Raw genomic sequence first — 14782 nt, forward strand, 5'->3', positions numbered from 1 at the left:
CTACCACCCCTTACTCATTATAAAGTCAAAAATTTGTTTCTCTCGTTCCTCTAAACTATCCACAATGAATTGATCTAGGTTTAATTCACCATCAATTTTTCCATCTTTAATGTATAAAATTCTGTTCCCTCTACATGCAGCTTTAATATCATGGGTAACCATTAAGATTGTTTGACCAGCGTCATTAATATTTGATAATAAATCTAACGCATGCTTACTTTGTTTAGCATTTAAAGCCCCGGTTGGTTCATCCGCAAAGACGATGTCTGGGTTATTAATTAAACTTCTTGCAATCGATACACGTTGCTTCTGACCACCTGATAATTGAGAAGGATATTTAGTTCTATGTTCCGTCATATCAACATTTTTCAATAATTCATCTGTTTTAGAATGAACTTTCTTACGATTTTTTGATCCTAAATAGCCTGTGATGATGACATTTTCATAAACTGTAAAATCATCTAATAGATTTGGTTCTTGAAAAACAAAACCAATCTGTTTTCTTCGAATATCCATCATTTTACTCTCTTTTAAATGATCCACACGTTTTTCATTTAAATTAATTTCTCCAGAAGTAAGATCATCAATCCCGCTTAGTAAGTATAGCAAGGTTGATTTACCCGCTCCTGATGTTCCCATAATCACTGTGAAATCACCTTTATAGATTTCAACATCCAAATTCCTAATAACGTTAGTTGATACTTTCCCATTTGTAAATGTCTTGCAAAGACTTTTACCTTCTAATACTATAGATTTCATTATACTTTCTCCCTTTCATTAACCTACTAAGACTCTTAATCCTTAGAATCTAGTGGTAATTTATTTTTTACTTTTAACTTACATACCTATGATATTACATATTAGGTAAAAAAGTCCTTAACTATTTATTAACTATTTATTAAAGATTAGTAATATACATCTTTAAATAGACAGTTTTTTATAAAAACACCCTATAGCTAGACTTTTTTTAGTCTACTCTATAGGGTATATTCAGTAATTAGTGACTATGTCTATGATGTAAATCTGGTGTATGTGGATGTTTATGCTTGATCGTTTCGTGAGTATGAACATGACTATGTTCGCCTATGATTTCTTGTTCATGCGTATGATTATGATGCATATCTTCGTGATTATGCTTATGGTCATGTATAATCTCCTCATGCGTATGCATATGGTTATGCTTTTCTGATACTGCATAATAAGAACCAATAAGCATGATTACTAACGCAACAAAAAATGATATGGTTATTGATTCCTTTAGAAAAATCCATGAAGCTACAACACCTATAAATGGTGCGGTTGCATAGAATACACTTGTCCTTGCAGCTCCTAAATCTCTTTGCGCAATAATGTAAAAATAGATACTAAGTCCAAAAGCTACAAATCCCAATAAAAGAGCCATTAAAATATAGATGAAGTCTTGAGTATATTCCTTTATTGCCAAAGAAATTAAAAGTGACCCAATTCCAGAACCAAATCCTTTTACTACTACAATTTGTAGTGGGTCTTTTAAAGACAACATACGCGTACAATTATTTTCAAATCCCCAACAAATCGTTGCTACAATTACAAAAATTGACCCAATAGAAAGTGAAAACCTACTAAAGTCCTCAACTGATAATATGACACTTGCTATGGTGATTAATAATATCGCAATCCACATTCTCTTTCCAATTACCTCTTTAAAAATGAATAAAGCAATTAATGATGTGGCAACAATTTCAAAATTATTCAATAAAGATACATTTCCTGATGTTGTTAGGCTAAGTCCCATCATCATAAAAATGGGTGCTGCTATATCAAGCAATATCATTCCTACAATATAAGGAAGTTCCCTTTTTGTCATCTTAGCTTCTAAACGCTCATTTTTACCCCATACTTTTATTAAGTTAACCATAAACATCCCAAATCCTGCACCTAAATATAATAAAGCAGCCATTAAAGTTGGTGGAATCTTTAAAAGTAATAATTTAGATACTGGTGAACTGATACCATAAAGAGCAGCAGCAAGAATTGCCATAAAGATTGCTTTGTTGGTCTTACTTTGTATGTCTAATCTTTTCATATTATCCTCCGTCAATTATAAAAATTTTCCTAATGCTGATTTTAATTTTTTTAATGTTTCCTCTTCCTTACCTTCTTTAATATCTTCGATAACACAACCTGAAATATGATCCTCAAGTATAATTAATCCAACTTTATGCATCGCTGATTCAATTGAGGCTATCTGCACTAAAATTTCTTCACATGGTCTTTGATCCTCAACCATCTTTTTAATTCCTCTTACATGACCTTCAATTCTTGATAATCGATTGGATATAGCTTTTACATCTTGACAATGACTCATTATATTCATTCCTTCCAAATAACCCTCATGGGGGGATGGGGCATATAAATATAATACGTTTTATTTTCTTGTTTGTCAATAGAAATTATTACTAGTATTTAACAATTCATATACACACCTACCTGTTTAGATTTTGAAGTTGTGATCTGTACATTAGTGACTTTATAGGTAACTGTATAAAGTTAGTTATACTCTCCATTACTCTTTGTCCTGCACGTATACTTTTTACATATATATTACAGTCATCGGCATATCGTACAAATCTTAATCCTCTTTTAGTTAACTCTTTATCTAGTTCATTAAGCATGATATTTGATAATAATGGACTTAATGGTCCTCCTTGTGGTGTTCCTTCCTCACTATCTATTACGACTCCATTTATCATGATACCACTAACTAGATATTTCCTTATCAAACTCATTAAATCACTATCTTTAATTGTTAAAGATAATATTTGCATGAGTTTATCATGGTTAACCTTATCAAAGAATTTCTCTAAATCCGTATCAACTATAACTTTGTAACCATCATTTAAATACATTAAACTTCTCTCAATTGCCATATGACAACCTCGATTTGGTCTAAATCCAAAACTAGAGTCACTAAATTGTTTCTCAAATATTGGTGATAGCACTTGATTAATGGCTTGTTGAATGATTCTATCTATAACCGTTGGTATTCCTAGTAGTCTTACCCCACCATCAGGTTTTGGTATTTCTACTCTCCTAACGGGGTTAGGTTTATACTTTCTATTTCTTATGGCTCTTTTAATTTCATCACCATGTTTCATAAAATGTAATCCTCCTTGTTCAACATTCATCCCATCAATTCCAGCAGCACCTTTATTCTTCACTACTCTAGCGATGGCTTCATTTAAATTGCAGTTACTTAAGATTAATTCTAGAAGATTTTCCATTAGTAATTGCTCCTTTCATTGTTAAGACCATACTGTTTGTCCTAAAGGCTCCTAGGTTCCTTACGATACCATCGAAGTTAGGCAGGTAATCCTGATTTTCTACTGTTCATATAGTCTTATAATTTACATTTACAATTAAACATACTGTTTCGCCCTTCGGTTTGGACCCTACTATGGCTCTGCTGACTTCTCGTGACAAACCTTTTTCGACTACTGATTAGTATTCACGAGATCTCCCAGGGTAAGTCTATTCACTTTCATTTCATATACTCGCCACATTTACGTGTATTATTGCTTTGATGACTACGCACTTTGTTTTGTCTAGCAAACTCATCCACAATACCCACCTGATTTGATTCGTGTTCCTCGAGTCGAAACTTTGCCTCCTGCTTCCTTCAGATTCCACCTCGCGATGGACACCCTTGCACTTGGCTAACACTTTAGTCATCTTCCCATGTAGTGAACTTTCACCACCAAGTTAATAGACATGCCCGGCACACTAAAAAGAGCAATAGTATTTAAACTATCACTCTTTCAGATTAACATCACTCTCTTGGTTATTATCACTGGATTTTCTTGTTGAATAATCAATATTTTTGATTGAGGTACTATTTTGTCCTATAATATTCCCTTCATCATCAGTAATAAAAGTACCTTTTGTAGCATCTAATATTACATATTGATTACCCCAAGGGTCTTTTATAACAGCACATTTTCCTATTTTTATATCAAAAGGTCCATATATAATTTCTCCACCTGCTCTTTTTATTTCTGGAATTGTATCTATTACTGATTTTACTTTAATGTCAATCTCTTGTGCCTTTCGCTCATTTTGAATAACAATTTCCGTTACTCCTTCGCTCATTCCAAGTCCTATTGCTGAATCGGATTTCCATATAATTCTCAACCCAAGGTTATTGCAATAATATTCTAATCCTTCCTGTAAATTAGGAATATAAAATTGCACACAGTCTATATTTTTAAAGATTGGTTGTTTTGATATCTCCATTTGTATCCCCCTTTTAAATATATTTAACATAATATTAAATAAATTTAGTGTTCATAAAATACCTCGTATATTTGGAGCAAAGTCATTACATTCTAAAAGCAATATTACTCACTCTTTCCATTATTAATAAGTAATTGAATATGTTCTTTTATTTCTTCTACATCGTCTTCTTTTTTCTGGAATCTATTAAGAACACTATTGTATAAGTTATTTTAATTGCAAAAGTAATTAATGCAAATAATGATAAATACAATGCTGGTTGTAAAAATATGGGTTTTTTATTATCGAACACAAACAGTTATTATAGTAATTATAGCACATTAATAATCACAATATAACGTTATTTTTCCATTGTTTCTAATTTGTTCTGTTAGTTGTTCTACTTTATTTTGAATTATCAATGGTAATGTTCTTCATCATCTTTAACTCCTAGCTCAAATGACTCGAAATCTTCAGGTACTTTAGTTTTGTCGAATTCAAAAACAAATGTATCGTTTGCACCTGTAAGATTGCTACTAGAACTCTTGGTAAGCTCTACCTCACTGATATAATTTTCTTCTGTTAATACATCAAGAGAATTAATTTTTTGATTAAAGAAAAAGATATATGGAACAATTTTTTCTCTATCTTTGCAACCTATTGTATTTTGATTATATGCTGTAAAATATTAAGTTATAATTGTTTCTTCTGTGTCACTTACTACAGTTACTTGGTATGTGAACTTAAATATTTCTCTTGCTTCTTTTTTGATTACGATGTGATTTAACTTAACTCCATTAGGATTATCATAATTAAGGCTATATACTATTTCAGAAGTAACATTTGGCATATTTTTGAAAACTTCATTATTACTATTGTCGATCCAAAATGTTGATAACGCTATATCTACTGATTCAAGTTCACCAAAATCCTCAGTATATGTTACTCCTTTTTGAAAGTGTTTTGTTCCAGTATCAACAAGTTGATGTCCAAATATTGTATTATCATTTACATAAATATTAATTAATAAAAATATTATCTATGCAGGTTATCATCGGAAAACATAATAAAGGATATATATAATCTTTTACTCTAAAAAATGAATTAGAAGTATCTTTATGTGTTCGATTTCATTATAATTTTTATACGTGATAATTGATTGCTTTAATCCTATTGCACATATATAGTGAATAAATTAGTTAAAACAAAATACACCATTAACACTTTGAGGTTGCCTATAATATAAATTCTAATGCTTGCTCTACTTTATCACTTAAATCTTCAGGATACCAATGTCCTATCCCTTTATTTATGTAATATTCATAAGGAAAACCAACCTCATTGAAAACACTAACCATTTCTTCTTCGACAGGAACTATGCTCTGTTCACCTTCCATAAATACACCTTTAATCCCTCTTTTACAAGCATTCATAACATTCTCTTTCGTAAACGAATGTGGTTTTTCATCAGGGCATAAAGAAATAAAGCCTCTTACCGGTATCTCATTTGCCATGGTTATATCTATCGCAGCTATGGCTCCACCTGAAAAACCTCCGATAATAACACATTCTTTATCAATCGAATATTGCTGTGATATTATTTTAAAGAAATTTATAATTTCACTTCTAGATTTAATAGGATCTTTACACCATCCATAACCATTATGATAGATCATCTGTGATGATTGAATATACACAACAATGAAGTCTTTTTTTAGAAAATTATCAGGTTTCCAATACATACTATGCTCTTTAATGCTTTCTCCATCTCCATGGAGATTTAAAAATAATGGATACTGTTTATTTTCAGTATAACCTTCTGGAAGATGGACAACATATTCTGGTTTTGATTTTTTTTCTGTGTTATGAAATATTAAATCATTCATTTTTTTAAGTTTTGCAAATCTAATATCTTCCTTTAAAGGTTCAAAACGTTTCCAATCTAATGGACAAGCATACCCTTGTTCAACAAGATTTATTAATATCTCAATACATTCATCATACATCTTACAGTTGGTAGAAAAACGAGCTTTATTAAAGTGAATATCAAAATAGTGTTCTTCATATTCCTTACAAGAAAGAAGCTCTGATGCTCTTCCTAGTAAATTGACTGCTTCTCTATAATTTTCCTGTTCTAAAAGTTCCACAAAATCTTTTTCTAATTGACTATAGCTAATATTTTCCATCGCTATACCTCCTTATTATTTTTTAATCTAAGTTAGTCTTTATCGTCAAAAATACTTATCCACAAGTAACCTATTCTATGCAAGAATATAATCAACTGCTTTTTCTACCTGATTTTCAAGGTCATCAGGATACCAGTGTCCTATTTCCTGATTGATATGATACCTATATTTTAAATTATAGCGTTTAAAAGTTTCTATCATTTCTTCAACTTCAATAACAGGTGTATCTTCTTCACCCTCTAAAAATACTGCTTTCACACCTCTTTGAGCAGCAGATTTTACAGTATCATCAGTCAATATTGTGGGTTTCTGAGCGCATAATGATATAAAACCTTTTATTGGTATTCTATTGGCTAGAGTAAATTCTATAGATGCAGTTGCTCCTCCCGAGAAACCACCGATGATTATCTTCTTTTGATCAATAGAATACCTTTTAATTAATTCTCTATAACAAACTTCTAGATCATTATTAGCCGATTCATAACAAGTTTTAACTAAATAACTGCTTTTTGATAATGGATATATTTTTTCTGAATCTGGCCAATCTTTCTGATTAGTGCTATAAAAAACTCTTTTTAACCATGCATAACCATTATGTCTGGTTAATTGTCTTGATTGAAGGTAAACAACAATGAAATTTTTATTTAATAACTTGTCAGCTTTCCAAAACTCTTTATGATCCTCTATACAATCTCCATCCCCATGTAAATTAATAAATAATGGATACTTTTTTTCTTCAGTATAGTTTTCAGGTAATAGAATTTCCCATTTAAAACTTGTATTTTCTTGCTCTCGCCTTCTATTAAAATCATTTTTCTCTATTAATTTTATATAACTCTTGTTTTTGAAAAATGGATTAGCGAATATTCTCCAATGTAATGGACATACATAACCTCGTTTAACTAAATAAGTTAAATAATTTAGGCAATCATCGTATAAATTTAATAAACTATTAAATTTAGCTTTATCTAATATAAGAATATATTCATTTTTCTCCAACTCCTTTTTTTCAAGTAATGCTTCTCCTTGATGAAGTATACGTAAAGCTTCCTTAATATCTCCATTCTCATAAGGTATAGAATATGTTTCTTTTAATTCATTGAAACCCATCTTTTTCATAATTATTTCTCCTTACCTATATTACAGACAAATCTTCCTAGTCTTATAATCCATTCAATAATTATCACTTTTTTATTATATAAAAAGAACTCTGACATAAACTTGTCAGAGTTTTTAATATTTTTCTAATATATTACTACATAATTGTTTTATTTTATCGATACATTCTACTGGCTCAATGATGGTTGCTTTATCGCAGTTCTTGATAGCGAATGAAACAAAAAAATCTATATTATTTGTATAAATGTCTAATTCAATTTTATCTTTCATATTCTTCGTTTGGGCTCTAAAAAAATAATCATCGTTCTTAACCGTTTCATATAGTTTCTTATCCATTACTATTTTTATTTTAAAATCTTTTTTATCACTTTTTAAATTAATCATATATTCATCTACAATATATTGGTCATAATCCTCATTAGATACCTCTATTTCTTTAATTCTATCCAATCTAAAACACCGTTTTGTTTCCCGAATATGACAATACCCATTTAAATACCACCCACCACTATCATAGGCTAATATATAGGGAGTAACCCTTCTCTTTATATACTCATCATTCTTTGGTGTATAATAGGTAATTATTAAATCCTTATAATCAATAAAACTTTCAATTATTTTATGAAAAAGGTTGTCACAATAACTATCAGGAATAATTCTATTCATTTCTAAAATAATCCGTGATAGTGTTGTACTAAATTTTCTCTTAATATCATCATCTAATATATTAAGAAGTTTGTATTTTAAAGATTCAAAGGAACCTTGCATATTGGGTACTCTTAATACTTCTCCCGATCTTAAACAGATTAGTAAGTAAAGAATCTCATTTTGTTCAAGAGGTAAACTAGGTAAGAAGTAATTCTCATCAATTTTATAGCCCCCTTCAAATCCTTCAAAAGCAACAATTGGTACCTTTAATTGAGATAAAGCATCTATATCTCTATAAATAGTCCTTTCACTCACTTCAAAGGTAGCTGCTAGTTCCTTAGCCGTCATCTTCTTATTTTCTTTTAGTGCATAGATAATACCAGATAAGCGTTCAATTTTCTTCATGACTTACCTTCACCTCAATTTATCGACTTGACTTATATATTCATTAATTAGTGTTTCATATACCTAAATGACTATTGTCTAACTAATCTCTATTCAACAATTTCTCTATTCCTCTTATAATTGGCCAAGCACCATTACCTGTGTTTGATATAACCGTATAAACGATATCTTTTTCTCTAATAATTGCTGACTTAAAAGATACTCCAGCATCACAACCAACAATATACTCTTCTACTGACTTCTCATTATATATCCAAATCCCATATCCATAGTATAAATTTTCTCCTTCAGATTCAGCTTTGATATAAGGTTTAATATATGATTCAACCAAATCTTTTGATAATATTTTATAATTTAAGAAAGCATCCCACAATAAGTATAAATCACTCACTGTTGTGAATGCACCACCATCTCCGCCTCCAACTATAGGCAAGTTATATACATTAGTACGCCAACCATTTTCTTCTTCAACGTATCCTAAAGAAGTATTTTCAGGTAGTTTATTTAAGGCATAGAAACCTGAATGATTCATACCAATTGGTTTAAATATCATTTTTTCTACATAGTCTTTATATTTCATTCCAGATACTTCTTCTATAATAGCTGCTAATAGTATAAATCCACTATTACAATATGAAAACCTTTCTTCTGGTGTAAACTTCATCTCTTCCTGTGGAAAAATCGGAAAATACTCTTTTGGTTCTTTTAATTCATACCATGGGATAGCTACTTTAAAATTATCAAAATCATCTATCTTCTCTTCATCAAAATAATCTGGAATCCCAGATGTATGGGTTAATAATTGTTTAATCGTAATTTCTTTTGAATAGTAGGGAAAAGGATACTTAATAATATCAAAAACCTTTGTGGTAAATGATAACCTTTCTTCTTCAATTAATTTCCCTATAGCTAACGCTGTAAAGAATTTAGTACCTGATGCAATTCCAAACTTTGTTTCCATATTATTTTTAAGTTTATTACTTCTATCTGCATATCCTGCAGCATTTTCATATATTATCTTCCCTTGTTTCCTAATTGAAATAACCCCTGAGAAATTATTCTCTTCTATAGACGACTTAATTTTATTTTCTATTCTTAAATTCTCCATTGTATTTTTTCACCTTCTTTTAATATATACATCAAAAATAACTTACTATAATCCCAACACAAGTATTCTGGGTTAATTATACAAAATCATTTAAACATTAAGCAGTACTCAACATGTGTTGAATAAACAATGTAATATGTGACTATTAATCTATAACTATATAGACACCCATTGTAACTCATCAGTGAATTCAACTTTATAAAGGCGGCTTTTTGATATAAATCCTGCACTTTCCAAAGTATTCTTTGAATTTTCATTATACCAGTTACATCCAGTTAAAGGGTAATATCCCTGTTCATAACATAAATCTTTCAGATACATCATTATACTCCTACCAACCCCCTTTTTACGGTGTTCCTCTATTGTGTAAATACCAAGAGATTTAGTTTTATTCATTATCTCCCCATCTTCAAGCAAACCAAAGCCAAGAATTGTACGATTCTTTTCTAAAATGAATAATTGAAACTTACCTTTTTTCTCTGGTGCCAATAGAAAGTCAAAATAATTTTTAGATAAACGCTGAATCAGTGGAAAATCTTCTTCTTTAGCAGGAACTATATAATTTTTTGGGAATTCTGGGTTACGGACAGCAACTTGACCATCAATGAACATATATGCTTGCATGGTTACTGATTTATGAAAATCCATAGATAATGATAAAAAAACTTCATCAGCTGATGATACAAAAGAACTTATAATTTTATATTCCTCAAGGATTTTCTTAAATATTAATTGAGAATGCATTAATGCTTTCTGATCTAAAACAAATTGGGTTAATACAGTAAAATCTTTAATTTCAAAAACATTTTCACAAAACGCAAAATAACCTTGATATATTCCCCTCACATATATAGAAAAAACCCTTGATTTTAAAATGTGTTCTTCTTGAAAACTGTCAATACCAACCCCTAACATCTCTACATACTGTTTAAAATAATCTTGATTTTGCCTCAATGTACTTTCCTTAAACTCATACAATCGTTATCAACCTCATTTCTTGTAATTATCTTTTATTAGTTGACAAACAAAATAAAAAAAGTCTCCGATAAATCAGAGACCTTTATAGCACAAACAGTAAATCAATAAAAACTGTTGGCAGACAAAGCACAATCTGAACTTATCAGTTTTTTTCTTTTATTGATTGCCATTTTATCCACCCTCACTTTCATTTCAAATTTAAATTAATTATATATTACTAGGTAATTTTTGTCAACACAATTTAATTTTCTAAATTCCCTATATTTATTAAATTAATCTCTGTTGTTCTGTTAATGTTGTTTCAAATAGTAGTTCCTTTATTCAACTTGACATTTTTCACAATAATAAATACTTCCACCCATATAGGATTTCTTTTGTATTGGGCTTCCACAAATTTCGCATGGTTGAGTGACTGTATTTTTACTTAATTTAGTAACATATCCACCTAAGTCACCAAACAAGTCTTTTTCAGTATTTCTTCCACTTTTTAGAACCATTTCATATAGAGTTGATTTAATTGATTCATACAATAATTCAATTGAATCTTCAGATAATGTGTTCATCTTTCTTTTTGGATGAATTTTGGCACGATACAATATATCCTGTAATACACCATTCCCTAATCCTGGTATCCTTTGTTCTGTAGCAAGAACAGGCTTTACTGCTTTATTCTGAAGTTTGTCATTCAATACAATATCCTTAAAATACTTCAAATCAAAATCTTTAGATAATGGAGAAGGCCTCTTTTTAGCGTTAAGGTAATAAGGATTATCAAATTCATTTTCTACACACCACAATCCTCCATACATTTGAACAGTTGCCACTAAAACAGAGTTATCTTCAAATTTAATTAATAGCTGACGCTTTTTAGGTAATTTCTCATCTTCTAACAGATATCTCATTCGTATCCCATCACAAAATATTAGCTTCGCAGAGCTAAACCTGATTTCCACAAATCCCGCTACAGCATTTGAACCAATAACAGTATTACCTATTAACCGATCATTATAATCACTAGGATCGCCATAGAACCATGCGAATTTATGTGGTGATTGATTGGCGATTACATCTTTTACTATTTTTCCCTTAAGTGTTTCATTAATTTGTTCTGATAATACAATTGCTTCTGGTATTTCAATCATTTTATATCTCCCTTCAAACTATCTAAATTTAGTAATAACCTTTATTTAACAATCTCCCAATATATCAATTCGTCATCTCTACTTATTTCTTTCATACCTATTTTCTCTAATATTCTAATTGATCCGAAGTTTTTAACTAAACAATCTGCTTTAACTTTTTTTACATCCTCCTGGGTTAATGCCCACTTAATTAAAGCATTTGTAGCTTCAAATCCAAATCCCTTATTTCTCTCATCAGAAACAATACCATATCCTATTTCAATCTCTCCTCTTTCATTTGGCTCACCCTTAAATCCTATATCTCCTATAATTACCTTATTATCACTTCTTACAATCATCCAAACATCATATCCTGATGGTTCATAAGATTTTTTCATTGTTCTCTCAAGTATCTCTAATATATCGATTGTATCTTTTCTAGGCCATTTACCATTTAACTTAAAACCTAATTTTTCAATTGCTTTACATTCTCCATTCAAAAGTGAAACGACCATATCATATGTTAATGGAACTAATATCAATCTATTTGTATAAATTCTATTATTCAAAATTGATCCCCCTATAAATCCTACTATTTACTGTATTATATCATTTTTTCATAATAATTACTAAATATTTCCATATAAGAATTAAGTTACATGTATTCATATGGATCTATAATAAAAAATAAAGAACTGTTATTACACATTAACAGTTCTTTATTTTTAATTTATATCATTTAGTAGTATCCCGTTCAATTAATTCAACAGGAATTAATTTATGTTTATTTGTAAGTTCTTCCTTTTCGATTAAACAATTTAAAGATTTAATCGCTTCCCTACCAATTTCAAACATTTTTTGAGAAATGGTGGTTAATTTTGGAGTCATTGATTTAGCTAATAGGGTATTATCAAATCCTATGACTTGAATATCATCAGGTACTTTTTTATTTAATCTAACTAATTCAGCGATTACATTAGCAGCTATTATATCACTATCACAAAATATACCATCTATATTGGGATGGCTTTCTAGATATTGTCTAATTAAAATCATTTCAGGATCGATAAAAGCTAAATCTACTGTATCACAAGATAATGTATTTTCTTTTAAACACTTTTGAAAACCTTTACTACGCTCTTGGACCATTAAAAGAATACTTGGACCACGAAAATGAACAAGATGTTTGCATCCGTTACTTATTAACTTCTGGGCAGCCTGATAACCTCCATTAACGTTATCACTTGTAACAGAAGGAACTGAATCATCAATGATTCGATCAATAGTAACAAGTGGAATTTCAAGTTCTTTATACCTTGAAAGTAAATCACTGTTAGAGGCAACAATTATTCCATCAATATTATATTTTACAAACTGTTTTATATACTCATTTTCCCTTTCAGCGTCCTCATGAGTATTACATATCATCACTTTGTACCCATTTTCAAATGCGATTTCTTCTATTCCTTCTAACACATTATAATAAAATGAATTACTTAAATGAGGAAAAATAACACCAATTGTTTTTGACACTTTCTTAAATAATGAACGAGCAAATTCATTTGGTATATAATTCAATTCCTTAATAGCGTCTTCAACTAATTTTCTTGTTTCCTCATTAACATATCCTTTATTATTAATGACCCTAGATACTGTTGCTACTGATACGTTGGCTTTCTTAGCTACATTTTTAATATTTGCCATAAATACCGTTACATATATATATTATTTTGTAACGGGATTCACCTCCTATTAATTATTTCATTAATAAAATAGGTTGTTTTATAAATATATATTTTTACTATGATAACTAATTCATATTAAGCAACAATATATAATTTTTATTATATAAAATATCACTTAAAATTATTATCATATATATTATATATGAATACTTAGGGGTTGTAAAGAAAAGCAAATCTTGATTCAAATTCTTTGTAAAATTGTCTATTATGCATTTAACTAGTTAAATATTCCCACAAAGAATAAAAGGTATATTTTATTCAAATATACCTTTCTAAAAATCCATAATAAGTAAATTACCCTTTATTAGCACCAGCCGTAATACCTTCAATTAAGTAACGTTGTAAAGAAACATATAAAGTACCAATTGGGACTGCGATTAATAATGAACCGGCCGCAAACATTGTGTAGTTTTGAGCATCTTTACTATTTACAAAGTTATAAAGTCCAACAGCTAAAGTGTAATTTTCATCATTAATTAATAAATAACTCGCTAAAATATAATCCATCCATGGAGCCATAAATTGTGTAACAGCTACAAAAGTTAATATAGGAACGGCAAGAGGGAATAAAATTTTGAAGAATATTTGAAAACCATTAGCCCCATCTATTCGAGCTGATTCATCGAGTGATTTAGAAATACCTGAGAAATAACCTTTTATTAACCAAGTATTAAATGGAATCTGTCCTGCTGCATAAATTAATACTAACGCAAGTGGATGGTCGATTAATCCAAATTGCTTATAAAGTGTAAATAATGCGATTAATCCCATAAATGATGGGAACATTTGTAATACAAGTAAAGTAATTAGACCCCACTTTTTACCTTTAAACTTATATCTTGAGAAAATGTATGCTGTTAATGTTGATACAAATACTGATGTTATCATTGTTAAAAAGGCAATTTTAAATGTTGTCCAATACCATTTTATATAGTTTGTATCTTCAAATAATGTTTTAAAATTATCAAATGATATTTTACTAGGGAAAAGGTTTGCTGAAATCCCGTATTTAGGATTAAGTGCTGAACCGACAATATAGATAACTGGTACAAGTACGATGGTTACCATACAAACAATTTCTCCATACAGAAGAAATTTGATAAATATCTCTTTCGGTTTATAGATACTTTTGTAAATCATTTGAGTACTTTTATTTGAATTATTTTTTATACGATTAGATATAATCACGTTATAAATTAATAGTCCTATTAAACCAATAAT

The 14782-nt window shown here is 29.5% G+C and carries 15 protein-coding genes; all 15 read right to left on the bottom strand.

Translation table 11 applies throughout. The features are described 5' to 3' along the window. Positions 1 to 759 carry an ABC transporter ATP-binding protein gene (locus KHQ81_12180; GenBank protein QVK17600.1) on the bottom strand — a complete coding sequence of 253 codons (759 nt, stop codon included), beginning with the start codon at positions 757 to 759 and terminating at the stop codon, positions 1 to 3. Between the two features lie 238 nt (positions 760 to 997). Then, positions 998 to 2065 carry an EamA family transporter gene (locus KHQ81_12185; GenBank protein QVK17601.1) on the bottom strand — a complete coding sequence of 356 codons (1068 nt, stop codon included), beginning with the start codon at positions 2063 to 2065 and terminating at the stop codon, positions 998 to 1000. A 15-nt stretch (positions 2066 to 2080) separates the two neighbouring features. Beyond that, positions 2081 to 2356 (bottom strand): metal-sensitive transcriptional regulator, encoded by a 276-nt coding sequence (locus tag KHQ81_12190; GenBank protein ID QVK19630.1) that lies wholly within the window; start codon positions 2354 to 2356, stop codon positions 2081 to 2083. Positions 2357 to 2465: 109 nt separating this feature from the next. Continuing rightward, positions 2466 to 3263, bottom strand: a complete 798-nt coding sequence (gene ltrA, locus KHQ81_12195; GenBank protein ID QVK17602.1) for a group II intron reverse transcriptase/maturase — start codon at positions 3261 to 3263, stop codon at positions 2466 to 2468. A 526-nt stretch (positions 3264 to 3789) separates the two neighbouring features. Next, positions 3790 to 4272 carry a VOC family protein gene (locus KHQ81_12200; GenBank protein QVK17603.1) on the bottom strand — a complete coding sequence of 161 codons (483 nt, stop codon included), beginning with the start codon at positions 4270 to 4272 and terminating at the stop codon, positions 3790 to 3792. Positions 4273 to 4939: 667 nt separating this feature from the next. Next, positions 4940 to 5101, bottom strand: a complete 162-nt coding sequence (locus KHQ81_12205; GenBank protein QVK17604.1) for a hypothetical protein — start codon at positions 5099 to 5101, stop codon at positions 4940 to 4942. Positions 5102 to 5486: 385 nt separating this feature from the next. Further along, complete coding sequence (locus KHQ81_12210; GenBank protein QVK17605.1) at positions 5487 to 6437, bottom strand: hypothetical protein; 951 nt, start codon at positions 6435 to 6437, stop codon at positions 5487 to 5489. 75 nt (positions 6438 to 6512) lie between these two features. Beyond that, entirely contained in the window at positions 6513 to 7556 is a 1044-nt protein-coding gene (locus tag KHQ81_12215; protein ID QVK17606.1) for a hypothetical protein, read from the bottom strand. Between the two features lie 114 nt (positions 7557 to 7670). Next, positions 7671 to 8609: a YafY family transcriptional regulator gene (locus tag KHQ81_12220; protein ID QVK17607.1), complete on the bottom strand. Its 939-nt coding sequence runs from the start codon at positions 8607 to 8609 to the stop codon at positions 7671 to 7673. A gap of 82 nt (positions 8610 to 8691) precedes the next feature. Further along, positions 8692 to 9717: a serine hydrolase gene (locus KHQ81_12225; protein ID QVK17608.1), complete on the bottom strand. Its 1026-nt coding sequence runs from the start codon at positions 9715 to 9717 to the stop codon at positions 8692 to 8694. 156 nt (positions 9718 to 9873) lie between these two features. Next, a complete protein-coding gene (locus KHQ81_12230) occupies positions 9874 to 10695 on the bottom strand; it encodes a GNAT family N-acetyltransferase (protein QVK17609.1) in 822 nt (273 codons plus the stop codon). A 317-nt stretch (positions 10696 to 11012) separates the two neighbouring features. Next, complete coding sequence (locus KHQ81_12235) at positions 11013 to 11837, bottom strand: endonuclease VIII (GenBank protein ID QVK17610.1); 825 nt, start codon at positions 11835 to 11837, stop codon at positions 11013 to 11015. A gap of 41 nt (positions 11838 to 11878) precedes the next feature. Next, positions 11879 to 12388: a GNAT family N-acetyltransferase gene (locus tag KHQ81_12240; protein QVK19631.1), complete on the bottom strand. Its 510-nt coding sequence runs from the start codon at positions 12386 to 12388 to the stop codon at positions 11879 to 11881. Between the two features lie 163 nt (positions 12389 to 12551). Continuing rightward, entirely contained in the window at positions 12552 to 13520 is a 969-nt protein-coding gene (locus KHQ81_12245) for a LacI family DNA-binding transcriptional regulator (protein QVK17611.1), read from the bottom strand. A gap of 335 nt (positions 13521 to 13855) precedes the next feature. Further along, positions 13856 to 14629, bottom strand: coding sequence for a sugar ABC transporter permease (locus KHQ81_12250; protein ID QVK19632.1), 774 nt, complete (start codon positions 14627 to 14629; stop codon positions 13856 to 13858). Positions 14630 to 14782 lie beyond the last annotated feature (153 nt).

The sequence above is a fragment of the Mycoplasmatota bacterium genome (genome assembly GCA_018394295.1).
In the GTDB taxonomy this organism is placed as follows: domain Bacteria; phylum Bacillota_I; class Bacilli_A; order Haloplasmatales; family Haloplasmataceae; genus JAENYC01.